Source organism: Aeromonas sp. S13(2024) (assembly GCF_041402405.1).
Taxonomy (GTDB): domain Bacteria; phylum Pseudomonadota; class Gammaproteobacteria; order Enterobacterales; family Aeromonadaceae; genus Aeromonas; species Aeromonas veronii.
Window position 1 is genome coordinate 1 of record NZ_JBGLRA010000004.1, and the last position, 18,548, is coordinate 18,548.

The window sequence follows — 18,548 nt, forward strand, 5'->3', positions numbered from 1 at the left end:
AGGTGAGCTCGCCTTTTTCAATCTGCTCGACCAGTGCCAGTTTAAAAGTCAGCGAGTAATCGCGCTGTGTCCGTTTCACACCTTGTCCCATCGGGTTCTCCATTTATTGGGAGGAAAGGTGTAAACCATATTCAGGACGGGACACGGTTAACAAAAAGGCTGCTCATCAAAGAGGAGCAGCCTTTTTAAGCACAGTAAAACCGGACGGGCTTATTCGACCATCATCACCTTGCAGGTGTTGGTACTGCCCACGGTTTCCATCTTGTCACCGTGAGTCAGCAACACCATGTCGCCGCTCTGCAGCAGCCCCTTCTCCTTGAGCACGGCCAGCGCGTCGCGACACACTTCGTAGACCGGTTTGGTCTCGTCACCGTCAAACATCACCGGAGTGACGCCACGGTAGAGATTGGTCCAGGCCAGGGTCTTGTTGTGGGGAGACATAGCAAAGATCGGCAGACCGGAGCTGATACGGGACATCAGCAACGGCGTGGTGCCGGACTCGGTCAACGCCACGATCGCCTTGACCCCTTCCAAGTGGTTGGCCGCATACATGGTGGACATGGCTACAGCTTCTTCAACGGAAGTGAAGGTGTAGCTCATGCGGTGGTTGGAGACGTTCAGGCTCGGGTGCTTCTCGGCACCGACACAGACGCTCGCCATGGAGGTCACGGTCTCGATGGGGAACTGACCGGCAGCTGTCTCGGCAGAGAGCATCACCGCATCGGTACCATCCAGCACGGCGTTGGCCACGTCCATAACCTCTGCACGAGTCGGCAGCGGCGCGTTGATCATCGACTCCATCATCTGGGTAGCGGTGATCACCACACGGTTCAAACGACGGGAGTGGCGGATCAACTTCTTCTGTACACCAACCAGCTCGGGGTCACCGATCTCGACCCCCAGATCGCCACGGGCGACCATCACAGCATCGGAACCGAGGATGATGTCTTCCATCGCCTCATCGGTGGCGACTGTTTCGGCGCGCTCAACCTTGGCCACGATCTTGGCATTGGAACCGGCTTCGCGGGCCAACTCGCGGGCGTAGCGCAGATCATCGCCACAGCGCGGGAAGGAGACAGCCAGATAGTCCACATTCATGCGGGCAGCGGTCTTGATGTCTTCCTTGTCCTTCTCGGTCAGGGCCGGAGCGGAGAGACCGCCCCCTTTCTTGTTGATGCCCTTGTTGTTGGAGAGCGGCCCGGCCACGGTCACCGTGGTGTGAATGCGGGTGCCTTCAACCTGCTCGACCTTCAGCTGCACACGGCCATCGTCCAGCAGCAGGATGTCGCCCTGAACCACATCGTCTGGCAGGCTCTTGTAGTCGATACCGACCTGCTCCTGACACCCTTCACCCTTGCCGAGTGCCGCGTCGAGAATGAACTTGTCACCGATGGCAAGATAGATTTTGCCATCCTTGAAAGTGGAAACACGGATTTTCGGGCCTTGCAGATCACCCATGATGGCTACGTGACGACCGAGCTTGGCAGCAATGTCACGCACCTGATTGGCGCGCAGGATATGGTCTTCAGCAGTGCCGTGAGAGAAGTTCATCCGCACCATGTCGGCCCCGGCGCGGATGATCCCTTCGAGGATCCCTTCGCGGTCGGTAGCCGGACCGAGTGTGGTTACAATCTTTGTACGTCTAGGCATGAAAGACTCCAATATGAAGTTGATATGACTTGAGATTCTGCCCCATCAAGCCCATGGCTCGATGCACCCGTTTACAAACCATCTGGGTGGTTTTTGTTATTAAATTACAATACTACACCAAGGCGGGTGGCATAGACAGTCGGGGGCCGGAGCCCCCGACGGTTCAGGAAGAGTGCGGGGTTTCGAAGCGGGATTCGCGCAATCCCTCTTTCACTTTCTTCAGATTTTCGCGAAATTTCATCCCCCGGCGCAGGGTAAAACCGGTCGCCAGCACATCCACCAGCGCCAGTTGGGCGATGCGGGATGCCATCGGCATATAGACATCGGTATCTTCCGGCACATCCATGGAGAGCACCAGATTGCACTCGCGGGCCAGAGGGGAGTCCTTGGCGGTCATGCCGATCACGGTGGCGTCGTTCTCGCGAGCCAGCGCGGCGATCTCGACCAACGCCTTGGTGCGGCCGGTGTGGGAAATCAGCACCACCACATCCCCTTCGCTGCTGTTGATGCAGCTCATGCGCATCATGACGATATCGTCAAAGCTCACTACCGGAATGTTGAAGCGAAAGAATTTGTTCTGGGCATCGCGGGCAACGGCGGAGGAGGCGCCAAGGCCGAAGAAGCTGATCTTCTTGGACTGGGTCAGGATATCGACGCAGCGGTTGATGGCAGAGATATCCAGGCTGTTTTTGGCGGCATCCAGACAGGCCATGGTGGATTCGAAGATCTTGGCGGTATAGGTATCCGGCCCATCTTCCGCTTCCACATGACGATTTACGTAAGGGGTGCCATTGGCCAGGCTCTGGGCCAGATGGAGTTTGAAATCAGGAAAGCCCTTGGTATCGAGACGGCGGCAAAAGCGGTTGACGGTCGGTTCACTGACATCGGCCATCTTGGCCAGAGCGGCGATGCTGGAGTGGATGGCGGTCTGGGGAGACGCCAGGATCACCTCGGCAACCTTGCGTTCTGATTTACTGAAACTTTCCAAGTTGTTCGTAATTTTATCAAGGGTATTCATCATCACCACCAGGCGTTTTTGTAATTTAGCTTCAGTGTCTTTGCACTCAATCTACGGCTAAGCAAGTTTCCATTCAAGCTAAGGACTATACAAGACAAGCGGTTATCGCAACTAACGCCTGCCATACAAAGTATGACTCATCTCTAATTATTTCGTACTTTTCGTTACAAAACGTCACCTTGCCATGAAAGCGCTTACAAATGTTGCAAAGCAACAACACTGTGAGCAGGCGCACGTTTGTATCGATCCGGCGAGTGAGCAAGCCTGAGCTCGGATAGAATGGGCCGTCATAATCCAACAATAATCTCGGGACACCAGAGTCGTCCCCATCCTGTAACGAAGGAGTTGTTATGCAGCATACCCATGCGCTGGTCGGCGATGTCGGCGGCACCAATGCGCGTCTGGCCCTGTGTGAGCTGGCCACCGGTACTATCTCTCAGGCAAAGACCTACTCAGGTCTGGCCCATCCCAGCCTTGAAGCCGTGGTACGCCTCTATCTGGAAGAACACAAGGTACAGGTGGCTGAAGCCTGCATCGCCATCGCCTGCCCCATCAACGGTGACTGGGTTGCCATGACCAACCACAGCTGGGAGTTCTCCATCAGCGAAATGCAGAGCAATCTCGGGCTGGCACGCCTGCAAGTGATCAACGACTTTACTGCGGTCTCGATGGCGGTGCCGGTCTTGGCTGAATCGGATCGCATCCAGCTGGGCGGCGCGGCGCCAGTGGCTGGCAAGCCCATCGCCATCTATGGTGCGGGCACCGGCCTTGGGGTCGCCCATCTGGTCAAGGCGGGTGAGCAGTGGCTGAGCCTGCCGGGTGAAGGTGGTCATGTGGATTTTGCTGCCAACACCGAAGAGGAAGATGCGGTGCTGCAAGTAATGCGAGGCGAATTGGGCCATGTCTCGGCAGAGCGTTTCCTCTCCGGCCCGGGTCTGGTCAATCTCTATCGCGGGCTGGTGAAATCCGATGGCCGTGAGCCAGAGCCGTTTGCCCCCAAAGACATTACCGAGCGCGCACTGGCCGGGGAGTGCCTCGATTGCCGTCGCACCCTGAGCCTGTTCTGCGTGCTGATGGGCCGCTTTGCCGGCAATCTGGCCCTCAATATGGGTACCTTTGGCGGCGTCTATATCGCAGGTGGCATAGTGCCGCGCTTCCAGGAGTTCTTTACCGGTTCCGGTTTCCGGGTCGCCTTTGAAGACAAGGGGCGCTTCAAGTCCTACCTCAAGGAGATCCCGGTGTTTCTGATCACCCATGAAGGGCCGGGGCTGCTCGGTGCGGGCGCTTACTTGCGCCAGTCGATGGGGATCACTATCTGATTGAAGAGGGGAACGAGGCGGGATCATCCATGGTTCAGCCTCGATTCAGTGTGAATGGCATAAAGTAGCCGCACGTAACCAAGAGTGTTGTGCTTCACAAGGAGTGGAAAGCGACTCTCATCCGCTGGATACGTTTGTCACCTGACAAGCCTGAACTGTTTCAACCGGCCTTTTGGCCGGTTTTTTTTATGTCTGACATCCGGGATTACTGGGCCAACGCCTTCAACTGCGCCTTGTCTGGCGGATTGTTCCAGTCGATGGGGCCATGGGTAAAACGGTACTGCAACCGTGGCAGGCTGGTCTCCAGCCACTCTTCCCGAAAATAGGCATAACCCTGATCCCAATCCGGATCATTGGCCCAACCACTCTGGAGGAAGTAGAGGCGAGTACCCTGCCCTTCCGGCACAAAGCGCAGGCAAACCTGGGTCTTTTGCTGGCGGATATGGGGCAGGCTGGGCGGGAAATTCCAGCTGAAACTGAGCAGGTCATAGGGCATGACGGCCATGACCCGGCACCCTTCGCTGCCACGTTCACCCAGCGGGGCATCAGGCCTGAAGTAGATCTCGAAAGGACCATTCGGTTCGGCCACCATCAAACATTCGGGAGCCAGAAAACTGCGCAGACCGCTTTCGGTAGTCCAGGCGTGCCAGACATCGTCTATGTGCGCCGGAACAAAAATGTTGCCTTCAATCAGTTTATTGTCCATAAATCAGCGATCCTCAAGCCATCCATACAAGGGACTCCGGCAGTATAGCCCCATGGCAAATACAATGGACAGTGCTTAATCACACCCTTGTCATTTGCATCGATTAACCTGCCGCTGTGCAGCTGCCTCAATGAACATTGGCTTGATCCGGGAGGGCATCATGATCCGGCTCATGGAAGAACACGACATTCCACAACTGGCTCGGCTGTTTTTAAAAAGCCGCCGCCACACCTTTCACTGGGTCGATCCCGCCCGTTTCCAACTCGAGGATTTCGAGGAACAGACCAAAGGTGAACGGGTGTGGGTAGCCGAACAGGGGGGCAATATCTGCGGCTTTATCGCCATCTGGCAGCCCGATCACTTCGTCCATCACCTCTATGTGTCAAGCGACTAGCACGGTCAGGGGATAGGACGCGCCCTGCTGGAGCGGGGCCTCGCTGATTCGCCGCACGGCTCGCTCAAGGTTGCGACCCGCAACACGGCGGCAGTAGCCTTCTACCATTGGCTGGGCTGGCAAAACAGTGATGAGACAGGCCACTGCGATATCACCGGCCCTTGGTGCAAGTTATTTAGAAACTAGCGGGACGCCCGGCACCTGCGCTTTGCGGCTGAACAGGCACCAGCGGTGCCGGGGGGAAGAACCAGCGGTAGAGATCGAACCAGCCATCTCGCTGGGCAATCACGACCTCGTGCACCGGATCGCGCTGGAAAATTGCCACCTTGTTTTCGGTCAGCGGCACCCAGGCATAGTTGACCAGCGCATATTGCGACTGGATCAGGTTGTACTCATTGAGATAGGAGTCATCGTTACCCGACTCATGCAGTTGGGTACGACTGTCGATGAGGTAAATAAGCTGGTTGAAGAAGGTCAGTTGAAAACCGGTCACCCGCCACTTCTCCCTGGTCGCCTCCTCCTCTTCGATTACGGTGATTTTGCCCCAGCGGCACACCCCGTGATAGTTGACTCCATTGGCCGACATTTTCAGGTCGTAATGGCAGCCCAGACTGTTGATAAACATCCCGACCACAAACAGCAGCACGACAAGCAGTGGCAACAGCAGCAAGGTATTTTTCAGCGTTCGTTTCATCAGAGATCCCTTACAGCGTTTTTTCGAGCTCTTTATAGGAGAGCACGCGAACCTGGTGGCCGGAGACCAGCACCAGCGATGCCGGCTTGACTGGTGGCACATCGCTCCGTGCCTCCATCTGGCAAACAACGCCGGTCGGCGAGTCGGTGCAGTGCACATGGAGCCACTCGAAATGGAGATAGCTGGCGACAAACGCCACCAGCACAGCCAGTAGCAGATTGACGTATATTAGGCCCCTTGCCAGCATTGGCCGCCCGATACCGCTGAGAAAGGCAAGTTTGGCGCGCTCACCAAAAGAACGGGTAGCAGCAGGCTCTTTGATGACCTCGTGGTCGGAGCTTGGTGATGTCGACGGTGGCTGCGCAGCCGCTGCAGGCGTGGTCTCGCTCAGCGGCTCGGGCAAGGGCTCACTCTCTGTTGGCAGTGCCTTGCCGTAATAACTCTTCATCTTGCAGTTCAGATGCAGGGAGTACCCTTTTTTCGGGGTACTTCTGATATCCAGCGTCTGGGGGGATGAGGCGAAGTGGCGGCGAATATTGGCGATAGCCACGTTCAGGGAGTTGGGGCTGATGGGGCGACCCAACCAGCCGATATCGAGCAACAGATCCTTGTCGCACACCTCGTCATGGTGATCGAGCAGATAGCTGAAAATGAGGCTCTCTGCCGATGACAAGCGCACCACCCGGGCGCTTTGCAAGTTGTCCTTGTCGGCACAGAAGATCAGCTCTCGCCTTTTGACATCAAAGACATAATCACCGAAGTGATAGGCTGATATGTTATTGCCTGGCGCACCCCCCGTCATACCAACCACCTGTTATTTGCATTCATCATGAAGAAGATGGGATTCCACACCTGATAAAGCCAGATGGCGGCTCAGGACTCGCTGTAATTAAACGAAATTCTAAAGGGTCGAGATCAGCGGCACAATAGATGCAGGCAGGCATGAGCGGGGAAAATGAAAATATGCGTCCAGCGCTGTCGGACTGCGTATCGGGCAGAGCATGATGCTGCGAGTTTCGCGTATCGCGGTCACGCCAATCTCAGCTGAACAGTGACATGGGTATGACGAAAAGCTCTGCTGGACAAGGCCCCTTGCCCCTCACGACATCTCGCCACGCCTCAAATTAATGGGAACCGGCCTGCCCCGCAGGATGATCCAACGGGGCGAAGTGAACTGACTAGACCCGAAACTGCTTGAGCAGGGCGTCAAGCTGGGCCGACAAGTGCCGCAGATCGCTGCTGGCCTCGGCAACCTTTGCCACTCTGGCCGCACTCTCGCTGTTGAGCGTCGCAATCCGGTTGACGCTGTGGCTGACCGCCTCTGCCACCGAGTGTTGTTCTTCCGATGCCTGGGCGATATACATGTTCATCTCGCGGATCAGGCTGACCTGATTTTTAATCTTCTCCACCGATGTCTGCACATCTGCCGCCTCGATGCCGGCGCGGGATGCCTTCTCCTGACTCTGTTGCATGCCGGCACCGACATTCTGGGTCGCTTGCTGCAACCGCTTGATACTGGCGCTGATCTCCTCCGTCGACTGGCGAGTACGGCCCGACAAGGTGCGTACCTCATCCGCCACCACCGCAAAACCGCGCCCCTGATCACCCGCCCGCGCCGCCTCGATGGCCGCGTTGAGGGCAAGCAAATTGGTCTGCTCGGCAATGCCGTTGATCACCTCGATGATGGTGCCAATGCTGCTGCTTTCGGTCGAAAGGGTGCGCATCAGGGTGGCGACCCGCTCCACCTCCCCCACCAGTTGATGGATGGCCTCATTGGCATGGCCCGCCAGATTGTAACCCTGCTCCACATAGAGGTTGGCCTCATCGGTGGCGCCAGAGGTTTTCACCGCATTGCCAGCCACTTCCTGCACAGCCTGACTCATTTCGGTAATGGCAGTAGCGACCTGATCCAGCTCGGATTGCTGGGCGTCACTGCCTACCCGGGTATCTGCCGAGAGGGCGTCACAGAGTTCGGCGGTTTGCAACACACCGGCAGAGAGCTCGTTGATCTCCGCCACCATCTCCTGCAACTTGGCAATAAAGTGGTTGATGTTGGTGGCCAGCGCGCCCATCTCATCCTGGCGGCTGATCTTCAGACGCCGGGTCAGATCCCCCTCTCCTTTGGCCAGATCGAACACCGCCTGATTCATCTGATGAAGTGGTCTCAGCACATTGCGATGAATCAGCACCATCAGCAGCGCGATGATGCAGAGATCGAGCACCAGGATCTGCCAGACAGTGGTGATCAACTGCTGGCGCAGTTGGGCCTGAATGGCGGCATCACTGGTTTGCACCAGCAATCGGGCCACGGTGTTTTTCTGGCCGCTGTCGTCATAGACCAGATCATATCCCCCATAGGCAGCGGTATCGGCAGGCATGGCTGTCACGGGGGCAATGCTCCCCGCCGTGTCACGGGCAAACCCGGCAACCAGCTTGTCCTTGTTGACCACCAGCAAAGCACTCAGGATATCGGCCGCCAGCTCGGACTTGAGCGATGCCTCGATGAAGGCCGATTCATAATTCCACAGCGGGCCGGGCAGGGAGAGCTGCAGCCGGCCGATGGCCTGTTCGACCAGCGCACTCTGTTTGCTGTAGCTCTCCGCCTTGACCGCGTTATAGTTGTAAGCGCCAAACAACACCAGTAGCAGACTCACCGACAGGGAGGTCAACACGGCAATCCTGAACGTCAGACTTTTCCAATCCATGGTTTCCTCCCGGTTTTACGGCAGCCGGCGCAGTGCCATTGAGTAGCACTTGCTATTGGTACTGTTACTGGTACTTGGCATTGATCTTGTCGATGGTGCCATCCGCCTTCATGGCTGCTAGGATCTCGTTGAGCTTGGTGATGAGCTCATCGGGCGTATCCTTGTTAAACGCCAAGCTCATCTGGGTTTCCTTGAACACGAAGACCGGCTTGGGTGAAGCTACTTTCTCCTTGCTGGCCAGATAAGGCGCCAGATACTGGCCGGTTGCCCAAAGATCGATGCGGCCCGCCTCCAGTTTCTTCACGTTGGCGGTATCGTTGGCCGCCAGCTGCAACTTGGCAAATCCCTGGGCCTTGAGATATTCGGCGGCCGCATCACCGTTATAGCCACCCACCGAATACTGCTTGGCATCTTCCAGCGACTTGACCGTGATATTGGCGGTCGAGCTGGAGAAAAACACCCAGTTGTTATTGACCAGCGGCCCGACCCACTTGAACAGTGCTTCCCGCTCAGGAGTGCGGGTCGTGGAGTAGAGGGCGGTATTGGGAGTACCGAGGGTATCTTCGTACGCCCGCTTCCAGGGCATCAGGGTCAGCTTGTATTCGACCCCGGCACGCCTGAACAGCTCTTCGACCACCTCGGTCGACAGCCCGACAATCTTGCCCCCCTCTCCCTGCATGTTGAATGGCGGGTAATCCTCGGTCATCACGTTCAGTGGCGCAGCCTGAACAGCGTTTATCGCCATCATGGAAGAGACTGAAAAAATTGCACTTTTCCACAGCAGTTGATAGTTCATTGCAACCTCGCTTTGCTTGCCATTCATCCCTGAACATCCGCCGTTACCTATGGCGGTGCACGTCTGACCCGCTGGGGTCATGCCGGCTTTCACGGCTCGCCGCCCACCCATGTGCAGCAGCAAACAGATCCGGATTTTGCCTGTGCGCAACGAAACGCAACCGGCGAGGGAGGCTCACAACAAATCGAGGTGGAAACATGCCAGGGCAGCATAAGGGGAGTGCGGAGTGGGGCGGATAAGCCTCTGCCATACAACAGCGCCGTGGCAAAGAAAAAGCGCATCGTTTTATGACAGGGGTCTGGGAGAGAAATGATAGAAAACGCCAACATCCATTTTCCCATACTGCTCGAGGAGACCTCAGAGCCAAACCTGTCCTTTAGCTAAGGTCACGAAAAGAGATACGTCAAATGAGAATGCTAACCCCCTCATCTGCTTCCAGATTAGATTCCAGATGAGCTCCGCCGAGCCGAAAAGTGGCGCGAGATACTCGAAAAACAGAAGGCCACCGCGAGGTGGCCTTCTCCAAATCAACAATGAACGTCTGGTGAAACTCAATCTTTGGCCGCGTCCATCACACCCTCTTCGGAGTGCGCAGGCAGGATCAGATTGAGCAGGATGGCGGCAACAGAGGCCAGGCCAACGCCGGCCAGCGCGAAGTCGCCAATCTTCATCTCCAGCGCACCGACACCGACGGTCAGAGTCACGGCGACAATCGCGATATTGCGTGACAGCCCCAGATCCACCTTGGATTCCACCAGAGTCTTGAGACCGATGGCAGCGATGGATCCGAACAGCAGCAGCATGATACCGCCCATCACCGGCATGGGGATGGAGGTGAGCAGCGCATTGAACTTGCCGAAGAAGGCCAGAATGATGGCAAACACCGCAGCCCAGGTCATGGTGACCGGATTGAAGTTGCGAGTGATCATCACGGCACCGGTCACTTCGGCGTAGGTGGTCACGGGAGGGCCACCGATGAAACCGGCGAAGCAGACGCCGATGCCGTCACCGGCCAGCGTACGGTGCAAACCCGGATCCTTGGTGTAATCCTTGCCAGTCACGCCACCAATCGCCAACACGCCACCGATATGCTCGATACAGGGGGCGATGGCTACCGGCAACATGAACAACGCAGCAGCCCAGTTGATCTCCGGGGTTTCGAAGTGGGGCAGCGCCAACCAGGGGGCGTTCACCATGCCATCGAAACTCACCTGGCCCATGAAGACCGCCGAGACATAACCGGCAATCACGCCGCACAGGATGGGGATCAGCTTGATCCACCCCTTGCAGAACACAGCTGCAATCAGGGTGACCGCCAGCGAGATACCGGCCAGCGTCAACGCAGTCCCCGCAGGTACTACCTGCTCACTACCGGCACGACCCATAGCCATGTTGCAGGCAACCTGCGCCACAGAAAGACCGATCACCATGATCACCGGGCCAATCACCACCGGGGGCAGCAATTTGTGCACAAACCCCATCCCTTTTGCCCGGATCAGCGCAGCCAAAATGAAATACATGAAACCGGCGGCAAACAGGCCAAACATGGTGGATGGCAATCCCCAGGTCTGGGTGGCGTAGATGATGGGGGCGATGAAGGCAAAGCTGGAACCGAGGAAAATCGGGACCTGGCGGCGGGTGCAGAGCTGGAACAACAGGGTGCCCACACCGGCGCCAAGCAGGGCCATGGAGGGGTTCAGTCCGGTGAGCAGGGGCACCAGAACCATGGCACCGAAGGCGACAAACAGGATTTGCAGCCCGGCGACACTTTGCTTGACTAAGGAAAACATGGATGTCCTTAATTTTTTGATAACTGATGGGTATATTTATCACTTTTCAGTCATCACAAGACTTTTTCAAGGCACAAAATGAACACAAATGCGTCACTTGTTACCTTTTACTGCTTGGGAAGGGCATGAAACTGGCTTTTTAGGCGGGATTCGTTGCTACAAGCATCGAGTATGCGATTTTACGCATTATTGTGACGAACGCCAATCGTTTTTCTGACCGGTTTATTGAACCCCCATTCAACAGGGTGATGTTTTGTACGCTAAATGAAGAAAACGGCGGGGACTTGACCCCGATGCTGACACGCTCACTATCTGGCAACCAATACCAGGACACATCCGACATAACAAGGAGGCCACCTGGCCTCCTTTTTCTTGCCGCTTATTTCACCTACTTTGTAACCCTCTATTGCCCCCTTCCTCTTCCCGTCTCGCGCCCTAGTTCACGGCGTGTCGCCCCCCATACCTCTTTGGTGGTTAAAAACAGCCCGTCACCTATACATAAGTGTGGGGTTTGACCAGCAGGCAACCCCACTACACCAAACATCGACGAGGATACGCGATGAACATAAGAGTAAAACCTGTGTGGATTGCATTGGCATTGGCGAGCACAGGCGCACAAGCGGAACCGGTTCACGACTGGTATGCCGGGATTGGCGGTGGCTGGGCCATTGCCCACAATCTGAATGATTTCAGTCAGGATGTCGGCAAGGATGCGACTGCGCTCTCCCTGTTTGGCGGCTACAACTTCACGGAAAACCTGGGGGCCGAGATTGGCTATCTCTCCACCGGTGACTGGGATATCAGCGGCCATGACTTCAACAGCAAGGGAGCCACGCTGTCAGTCATTGGCCGCCTGCCGCTCAGCGAGATGTTTTCGATCTTTGCCGAAGGCGGTGGCTATATCTATCACGTCGAATCGGTCAATGGCGGGGACGACAACCTGGCGCCGCTGGCAGGCCTGGGAGTGACGGCCCGGCTCCATGACTGGGTCGATCTGCAGGCACGCTACCGTTACATAGTGCGCGTTGGCGATGATCCGGATAACGGCAAAGCCAACAGCGGTACCCAGCGCTGGGTCAGCGACATCAGCACCGCCACGCTGGAACTGGTGATACACCCGAACCGCAGCCAACCCAAAGAAGCAGCCCCCACGCCCGCCCCGGTCGTGGTCCCCCCGCCACCGGCCGAACCGGAGGTGGTGGATCAGACCTTCAACCTCAGTTCCGATGTGTTGTTCGCCTTTGGCAAAGCGGACCTCAAACAGGAGGGGATGAGTGCGCTGGACGATCTCTACCAGCAGATCGTCGACGTGCAGCCCAAAGATGGCAGTGCGGTCGTGATGGGGTATACCGACCGCATCGGCTCGGATGCCAACAATCAGAGGTTGTCAGAAGCTAGGGCCCAAACCGTTGCCGACTTTCTGATCAGCAAGGGATTGCCTGCCGACAAGGTGAGCACCCAGGGCAATGGCGCGAGTAATCCGGTCACCGGCAACCAGTGTGATGCCATCAAGGCGAAGGCGGCGCTCATCGACTGCCTTGGGCCGGATCGCCGGGTAGAGGTGCGTGTCACCGGCGTACAGGGCGGCAGCGAGTAGTTCATCTTGAGGCGATAACCATGTCAGACGTGCAGTAAAAAGGGATGCCGAGGCATCCCTTTTGCTTTGCATCTTCCCGCAGAAATCAGAACGAGGTGCGGCGGTAGCGGCGATATTCCGGATGCCAGAAGTTGGCGTCGATGGCCTGATCGATCACCTCGTCCGGGGTCTGCACCGCCTTGCCCTGCAGCATGGCGGTCTTGGCCACCATCTTGGCGATGTAGCGGGAGACCTGATGGATATCCGCCAGATCCGGCAGCAGGGAGCCCTCCTCCCCTTTCACCAGCGGCGAGCACTCCGCCAGCGCGCGGCTGGCCGACATCAGCATGGCGTCGGTTACCCGGGTGGCGCCGGAGGCGATGACGCCAAGGCCGATCCCCGGGAAGATGAAGGAGTTGTTGCACTGGGCGATGACGTAGCGCTTGCCCTTGTGCTCCACCGGTGCGAACGGGCTACCGGTGGCCACCAGCGCCTGACCGTCGGTCCAGCGGATAAGATCAGCCGGCGTCGCCTCGACCCGGGAGGTGGGGTTGGAGAGCGGGAAGATGATGGGACGGGCACAGTGCTTGTGCATAGTCTTGACCACCTCTTCGGTAAACAGCCCCGGCTGGCCGGAGACCCCGATCAGGATATCCGGGCGACCGTGCTCCATCACCTCCAGCAGGGAGATATTGTCCCCCACCGGCCAGTCGGCGATGCGCTCCACCGGTTGGGAGAGACGGCGCTGGAAGTCGAGCTGGTTGGGGATCTTGTCGGTGATAAGACCAAAGCGGTCCACCATAAAGACCCGGCTGCGGGCCTGGGCATCGGTCAGCCCCTCGGCCTTCATCTGTGCCACGATCTGCTCGGCAATGCCGCAACCGGCGCTGCCAGCGCCAAGGAAGGCAACCCGCTTCTCGGAGAGCTTGGCACCGGAGGCCTTGCAGGCGGCGATCAGGCTGCCCAGGGTCACGGCAGCCGTACCCTGAATGTCGTCGTTGAAGCAGCAGAGCTCGTTCTTGTAGCGGTTGAGCAGTGGCATGGCGTTGTTCTGGGCGAAATCCTCAAACTGCAGCAGGATGTCGGGCCAGCGGCGCTTGACCGCCTGAATGAAGGCATCGACAAACTCGGCGTACTCATCTCCCGAGATACGCGGATTGCGCCACCCCATATAGAAGGGGTCATTCAGCAGTTGCTGGTTGTTGGTGCCGACATCCAGCACCACCGGCAGGCAGTAGGCGGGCGAGATGCCACCACAGGCGGTGTAGAGGGAGAGCTTGCCGATGGGAATGCCCATGCCGCCGATCCCTTGGTCACCCAGACCCAGGATCCGCTCGCCATCGGTCACCACGATCACCTTGACGTTCTGCTTGGTGGCGTTTTGCAGCATGTCATCGATCCTGTCCTTGTCCGGATAGGAGATAAACAGGCCACGGGCGCGGCGATAGATGTTGGAGAACTCCTCGCACGCCTTGCCCACCGTCGGGGTGTAGATGATGGGCAGCATCTCGGTCAGGTGGTTGTGCAGCAGACGGTAGAAGAGCGTCTCGTTGGTATCCTGGATGTTGCGCAGATAGATGTGCTTGTCCATGTCGTTGCCAAACGCCATGAACTGGCGATAGGCGCGCTCGGCCTGCTCTTCGATGGTCTCGATATTCTGGGGCAACAGACCTTCGAGGTTGAAGTTGCTGCGCTCTTCGCTGGTGAAGGCGCTGCCCTTGTTGAGCAAAGGGGTCTCCAGCAGGGCGGGACCGGCGTAGGGAATGTAGAGAGGACGTTTCTGGTTATTATCTTCAAACATGGATCTTGATACCTAAACGGTTAGCTAGACGCAGGGACCCGCCGATCCTAGGGGCTTGTCTCATTAATTTCAAAGAGTTTGCACATCCGTTGCAAAAGGTTTGCGACCCAGTCGACGAAAGGCGCCGGGGGTCTGACCAGTCAGACGACGAAAGCGGTTGGCAAAGTTGGCCCCATCGCTGTAACCGACCCGGGCCGCCAGCTCGCCAAGTGGCCAGTTGGTATAGAGCAGCAGCTGGCGCGCCTTATTCATTCTGAGCTCGGTCACCCTCGCCATCGGCCCCATACCGAACGCTTGCTGACAGAGCCGGTGCAGATGGGGAACGGAGCAGGCCATCTGTCGGGCCAGCAGGGCGACACTCCAGGGTTCGTCCAGGCGCGCCTCCACCCGGCGAAACAGTGCCTGCAATCTGAGTTCAGGGGTGCCGCGCACCTCCCCTTGCAGGGTGCGCTCCAGCAGCGCCAGCAACAGGCTGAGCAGTTGAGGTTGAAGCGGGGAGCGAACCCCCTCCCCCTGTATCAGGCTGAGCAGATGGTAGAGCTGATCGCCGCCATCCCCTTGCCAGATACGGTGACCAAGGCGATGCAGGTGCTGCCAGCGCGGCACGTCATCGAGCAAAATCCAGCTAATCTGCCAGCTTTCGCCAATCAGCTTGAGACCACCGGGGACGGCGGCGGGCAGGAAAATCAGCGACCCGGCCGGAATGGCTTGCTCCCCCTCGTCGGTGAGCAGCGCCCCCCCCTCATCGTGACTCACCATCAGGATGTGAAACTCGGGGCGATTGCGGCGGATCAGGTAGTGCTCCCGCACCCGGGAGAGACCGGTCAGGAAGATCCCTGCCTCGCCGAGCAGGGGCAGCCCTTCACGTCCCAGCATCTGCTCTTCACAGGCTGGCGCTATCTCCAGACACTCGCTGGCAAATGGCATAACACCTCAACAGGATAGTTTTACACAAGAAAACCGAGAGCTACTCACAGTGAGAAGAGCCTCATCAGCCCCTATCATACCCCTGACAAACCTTGCTTTTCTCATACCCGGTTAACAACTATGAATTATTGGCAAGCGATTTTAAAACAAACCACCGATCGCGAGTTCATGACCCGATTGTGGCGGCTGGCCCTGCCTGTCTCGCTGCAATCCATGATGTTCTCCCTGCTCGGCCTCATCGATATCATGATGGTGAGCCAGCTTGGCACCACGGCTGTGGCGGCGGTCGGCTTGGGTAACCGGGTCTTCTTTTTCAATCTGCTGGTGATAGCGGGCCTCGCGGGCGGGGTCTCGGTATTGGCAGCACAATACTTCGGGCGCGGGGAGATGGCCGGGGTGCGCCGCTCCCTGGCGCTGGCAATAGTGGGCGCCCTGCTGGTCACCCTGCCCTTTGCCTTCATCTATGTGTTATCACCGGGCAGCGTACTCGGCTTTGCCAGTCAGGATCCGGCACTGCGCAAGCTGGCGGATCAATTCCTGATGATCACCGGCGCCACCATCCTCTGTACCGCCATCGTAGTGCCGCTGGAGTCAGCCCTGCGCTCGGTGGGCAATGCCGCAGCGCCAACCCGCATCGGCATTATCGCCATCATCGCCAACGTCATCCTCAACTACGCCCTCATCTTCGGTCACTTCGGCTTCGAGGCAATGGGGGTGGCCGGTTCGGCCTGGGGCACCACCATTTCCCGGCTGCTACAAACGGCCCTGCTGCTGCTCTACGTAAAGCGTTATGAGGCGCGCCTGATCCCGCGCGCACCAGACTGGCTGGCCGCCTTCAAGCGCAAGGAGGTGGTGCGCTTTACCCTGATCGCCCTGCCGCTGCTGTTCCATGACGGCCTCTGGGCCTTCGGCATGCTGATTTACGGCTTTCTCTATGCCCATCTTGGCACCGATTCGCTGGCCATCATGACCACACTCGGCACCCTGGAGAGCATCCTGATCTCCCTCTTTTTCGGACTGGCGGTGGCCTGCTCCACCCTGCTCGGCCACCGGCTCGGGGCCGAGGAGTACGAGGTCGCCTGGCAGCACTCCCAGCTCTTCCTGCTGCTGGCACCGATTGGCGCGCTGCTGGTGGGGATCATCGTCTGGCTGCTGCAAGCCAACCTGCTGCAGTGGGTCGGCAACCTGCCCCCCGAGCTGATGACGGAAGCGGGACAGGTGCTCGGCATCATGTGCCTCGGGATGCTGCTCAAGGTGTTCAACATGGTGGGGATCATCGGAGTGCTGCGCTCTGGCGGTGATGTGAACTACAGCATCTTTATCGACATCGTCGGCATGTGGTGCATCGGCATCCCGCTCGCCTGGGTGGCAGTCACGCTGCTCGGCTGGCCCCTCTCCTGGGTGGTGGCGGTGGTCTTGCTGGAGGAGCTTAGCAAGGTGCTGCTGGTGCAGCGCCGTATTCGCCAGCGCTGCTGGTTGAAGAATCTGGTGATCGGATAAACAGCCACAAATCGGGGTCATATCAATGACAGAAAAACCCTGTTTGCAGTATGCTGGGCGCCTCTTCAATCAGAGACAGGGATCCACGATCTCCCTGTCCAGTAGTCGTTTAAGGAGACGAGCATGCAACCACAGAAAGAGCTGATCACCGAGACGGCCCTGCTTGAGATGGCCAACAAGATCATCAAAGAGCATGAAGACTTCATCCACGGTATGCGCGCCGATTCGGTGGAGCAGAAGGGGGATATTCTGGTGTTCAAGGGGGAGTATTTCCTGGCCGAAGATGGCACCCCGACCGGCAAGACCATGGCGGTCTTCAACATGTTCAAGCTGCTGGCCCAGCAGCTCTCCGGCAAGTACAAGCTGGCCTGATCTCGCCAGCTCATTGCCAACAGGATGCCGCCCTCAGGCGGCATCTGTTTTTGCGCGGTTCTGCCCCTCGACCACCACGCAGTTGCGTCCCGCCATCTTGGCCTGATAGAGGCACTCGTCGGCACGGTTGATCAGAATATCGATGGTGTCATCGGCACGAGCCATGGCAATCCCGATACTCACCGTCACCTCCAGCAATTCGTCCGAGGTGGGACTCTTCACCAGCCGCGCCTCGACGGCAATGCGCAGCCGCTCGGCCATTTTGCTCGCCAGCGCCGGATCGGCGCAGTTGTGCATCAGGATGGCAAACTCTTCGCCGCCATAGCGCCCCAGCACCATATCAGGCTCCAGCTGCTCTCCCAGGGTAGTAGCCACCTCCTTGAGCACCGCATCCCCCGCCAGATGGCCGTAGATATCGTTGATCCGCTTGAAGCGATCGAGATCCAGCAGCATCACCGCAAAGGGCTTCTTCTTGAGTTGCAGCCGGATTCTGGCCTGCTCCAGCTGCTTCATCAGCAGGCGGCGGTTCATCATGCCGGTCAGCTCATCGGTGGTCGATTCCCGATAGAGCCGCAGCAGCATGTTGAGTTGGCCGCACTGCACCCAGCAACTGGCCATGGTAAACATGCCGAGCACCCACACCTGATTCAGGGTGGCTTGACTCCAGATGCTCTGACCCACCAGCAACCAGTGGCCCAGCAGCATGGTCACCAGCACCACGCCTGCCAGTTGCAAGCCGAGGGAGAGTGGGATGGGGAAGATGGCAAACAGGGTGATCAACAAATAGGGAAAAGCCGCATAGCCCGCCTGCAACTCCTGTCCGGCGCCAAAGCTGTTCAGGCAAAAGAGGGAGAAGAGCATCATCACGGCCATCAGGTAGCCAAGGGCCAGCTTCATTCGCTCTCGCTTGAAATGGATGAGGTACGAGAGCGGAATAAGTGGCGAGAGCGCCAGGGTGCAGAAGATCCTGGCCTGAAACAGCTGCTCGAAATGAACGGCGGGCAAGGTCAACCAATCCACCACGGCCCAGGCGGGCAATCCGAGCATCAGCAAGCAGGTCAGCAGGCGCAAACGCACTGTCATAAAGCCCATGCGAGTACGAGTAAAGTCTTCGGAGTGAACCCTCGCACTCCAGAACTCTGACAACTTGAGCATCCAGAGTCTCCACGATGAATACTGAGGGCTCATTCTACACCTACAAAGTGGTAAAAATGTCATTAGCGGGGAGAATAAAAAGGAGAGGTCGGTCACACAAACCGACAGATGATAATCGCAGCGCGCAAACGTTTCAACCCATCAA

The 18,548-nt window shown here is 57.8% G+C and carries 14 protein-coding genes and 2 pseudogenes; 5 read left to right on the top strand and 11 right to left on the bottom strand.

Translation table 11 applies throughout. The features are described 5' to 3' along the window. Positions 1-210: 210 nt before the first annotated feature. Entirely contained in the window at positions 211-1,650 is a 1,440-nt protein-coding gene (gene pyk / locus ACB042_RS07575) for a pyruvate kinase (RefSeq protein WP_005362071.1), read from the bottom strand. A 163-nt stretch (positions 1,651-1,813) separates the two neighbouring features. Further along, a complete protein-coding gene (locus tag ACB042_RS07580; protein WP_005347620.1) occupies positions 1,814-2,671 on the bottom strand; it encodes a MurR/RpiR family transcriptional regulator in 858 nt (285 codons plus the stop codon). Positions 2,672-3,015: 344 nt separating this feature from the next. Here ACB042_RS07580 and glk point away from each other — a divergent pair. Further along, a pseudogene (glk, locus tag ACB042_RS07585) lies at positions 3,016-3,987 on the top strand (glucokinase); the annotation flags it as partial. 205 nt (positions 3,988-4,192) lie between these two features. Here glk and ACB042_RS07590 read toward each other — a convergent pair. After that, positions 4,193-4,693, bottom strand: coding sequence for an SRPBCC domain-containing protein (locus ACB042_RS07590; RefSeq protein ID WP_005334766.1), 501 nt, complete (start codon positions 4,691-4,693; stop codon positions 4,193-4,195). Positions 4,694-4,853: 160 nt separating this feature from the next. On the opposite strand from ACB042_RS07590, the pseudogene ACB042_RS07595 reads away from it, so the two are divergent. Beyond that, positions 4,854-5,273 (top strand): annotated as a pseudogene (locus ACB042_RS07595) (N-acetyltransferase family protein). Here the strand turns inward: ACB042_RS07595 and ACB042_RS07600 are convergent. From ACB042_RS07600 to ACB042_RS07620, 5 genes are all read right to left on the bottom strand, one after another. Beyond that, positions 5,263-5,781 (bottom strand): hypothetical protein, encoded by a 519-nt coding sequence (locus ACB042_RS07600; RefSeq protein ID WP_043822460.1) that lies wholly within the window; start codon positions 5,779-5,781, stop codon positions 5,263-5,265. The pseudogene ACB042_RS07595 and the gene ACB042_RS07600 overlap by 11 nt on opposite strands. A gap of 10 nt (positions 5,782-5,791) precedes the next feature. Next, a complete protein-coding gene (locus ACB042_RS07605; protein WP_371178173.1) occupies positions 5,792-6,583 on the bottom strand; it encodes a transcriptional regulator in 792 nt (263 codons plus the stop codon). Between the two features lie 376 nt (positions 6,584-6,959). Then, positions 6,960-8,486 (bottom strand): methyl-accepting chemotaxis protein, encoded by a 1,527-nt coding sequence (locus ACB042_RS07610; protein WP_371178174.1) that lies wholly within the window; start codon positions 8,484-8,486, stop codon positions 6,960-6,962. 64 nt (positions 8,487-8,550) lie between these two features. After that, positions 8,551-9,282 (bottom strand): transporter substrate-binding domain-containing protein, encoded by a 732-nt coding sequence (locus tag ACB042_RS07615; RefSeq protein WP_323929635.1) that lies wholly within the window; start codon positions 9,280-9,282, stop codon positions 8,551-8,553. A gap of 551 nt (positions 9,283-9,833) precedes the next feature. After that, the gene (locus tag ACB042_RS07620; RefSeq protein WP_005334784.1) at positions 9,834-11,072 is read right to left on the bottom strand and encodes a uracil-xanthine permease family protein; all 1,239 of its coding nucleotides are present in this window, start codon (positions 11,070-11,072) and stop codon (positions 9,834-9,836) included. Positions 11,073-11,631: 559 nt separating this feature from the next. Between ACB042_RS07620 and ACB042_RS07625 the strand changes: the two genes are divergently transcribed. Continuing rightward, positions 11,632-12,669 (top strand): OmpA family protein, encoded by a 1,038-nt coding sequence (locus tag ACB042_RS07625; protein WP_371178175.1) that lies wholly within the window; start codon positions 11,632-11,634, stop codon positions 12,667-12,669. 85 nt (positions 12,670-12,754) lie between these two features. Here the strand turns inward: ACB042_RS07625 and ACB042_RS07630 are convergent, their stop codons facing one another. Both ACB042_RS07630 and ACB042_RS07635 read right to left on the bottom strand, forming a co-directional pair. Continuing rightward, complete coding sequence (locus ACB042_RS07630; RefSeq protein WP_005338379.1) at positions 12,755-14,449, bottom strand: NAD-dependent malic enzyme; 1,695 nt, start codon at positions 14,447-14,449, stop codon at positions 12,755-12,757. A 69-nt stretch (positions 14,450-14,518) separates the two neighbouring features. After that, positions 14,519-15,376 (bottom strand): helix-turn-helix transcriptional regulator, encoded by an 858-nt coding sequence (locus ACB042_RS07635; RefSeq protein ID WP_371178176.1) that lies wholly within the window; start codon positions 15,374-15,376, stop codon positions 14,519-14,521. Between the two features lie 120 nt (positions 15,377-15,496). Here ACB042_RS07635 and ACB042_RS07640 point away from each other — a divergent pair, with 120 nt between their 5' ends. Further along, positions 15,497-16,876, top strand: coding sequence for an MATE family efflux transporter (locus tag ACB042_RS07640; RefSeq protein ID WP_371178177.1), 1,380 nt, complete (start codon positions 15,497-15,499; stop codon positions 16,874-16,876). 123 nt (positions 16,877-16,999) lie between these two features. Then, entirely contained in the window at positions 17,000-17,248 is a 249-nt protein-coding gene (locus tag ACB042_RS07645) for a YciN family protein (protein ID WP_005338382.1), read from the top strand. A 33-nt stretch (positions 17,249-17,281) separates the two neighbouring features. Here ACB042_RS07645 and ACB042_RS07650 read toward each other — a convergent pair whose 3' ends face one another. After that, the gene (locus ACB042_RS07650) at positions 17,282-18,403 is read right to left on the bottom strand and encodes a GGDEF domain-containing protein (protein ID WP_005338383.1); all 1,122 of its coding nucleotides are present in this window, start codon (positions 18,401-18,403) and stop codon (positions 17,282-17,284) included. Positions 18,404-18,548: the final 145 nt, after the last annotated feature.

Excerpts from the sequence above, each read along its gene's own strand:
- pyk (WP_005362071.1), bottom strand. The coding sequence starts at position 1,650 with ATGCCTAGACGTACAAAGATTGTAACCACACTCGGTCCGGCTACCGAC.
- ACB042_RS07580 (WP_005347620.1), bottom strand. The coding sequence starts at position 2,671 with ATGATGAATACCCTTGATAAAATTACGAACAACTTGGAAAGTTTCAGT.
- ACB042_RS07590 (WP_005334766.1), bottom strand. The coding sequence starts at position 4,693 with ATGGACAATAAACTGATTGAAGGCAACATTTTTGTTCCGGCGCACATA.
- ACB042_RS07600 (WP_043822460.1), bottom strand. The coding sequence starts at position 5,781 with ATGAAACGAACGCTGAAAAATACCTTGCTGCTGTTGCCACTGCTTGTC.
- ACB042_RS07605 (WP_371178173.1), bottom strand. The coding sequence starts at position 6,583 with ATGACGGGGGGTGCGCCAGGCAATAACATATCAGCCTATCACTTCGGT.
- ACB042_RS07610 (WP_371178174.1), bottom strand. The coding sequence starts at position 8,486 with ATGGATTGGAAAAGTCTGACGTTCAGGATTGCCGTGTTGACCTCCCTG.
- ACB042_RS07615 (WP_323929635.1), bottom strand. The coding sequence starts at position 9,282 with ATGAACTATCAACTGCTGTGGAAAAGTGCAATTTTTTCAGTCTCTTCC.
- ACB042_RS07620 (WP_005334784.1), bottom strand. The coding sequence starts at position 11,072 with ATGTTTTCCTTAGTCAAGCAAAGTGTCGCCGGGCTGCAAATCCTGTTT.
- ACB042_RS07625 (WP_371178175.1), top strand. The coding sequence starts at position 11,632 with ATGAACATAAGAGTAAAACCTGTGTGGATTGCATTGGCATTGGCGAGC.
- ACB042_RS07630 (WP_005338379.1), bottom strand. The coding sequence starts at position 14,449 with ATGTTTGAAGATAATAACCAGAAACGTCCTCTCTACATTCCCTACGCC.
- ACB042_RS07635 (WP_371178176.1), bottom strand. The coding sequence starts at position 15,376 with ATGCCATTTGCCAGCGAGTGTCTGGAGATAGCGCCAGCCTGTGAAGAG.
- ACB042_RS07640 (WP_371178177.1), top strand. The coding sequence starts at position 15,497 with ATGAATTATTGGCAAGCGATTTTAAAACAAACCACCGATCGCGAGTTC.
- ACB042_RS07645 (WP_005338382.1), top strand. The coding sequence starts at position 17,000 with ATGCAACCACAGAAAGAGCTGATCACCGAGACGGCCCTGCTTGAGATG.
- ACB042_RS07650 (WP_005338383.1), bottom strand. The coding sequence starts at position 18,403 with ATGCTCAAGTTGTCAGAGTTCTGGAGTGCGAGGGTTCACTCCGAAGAC.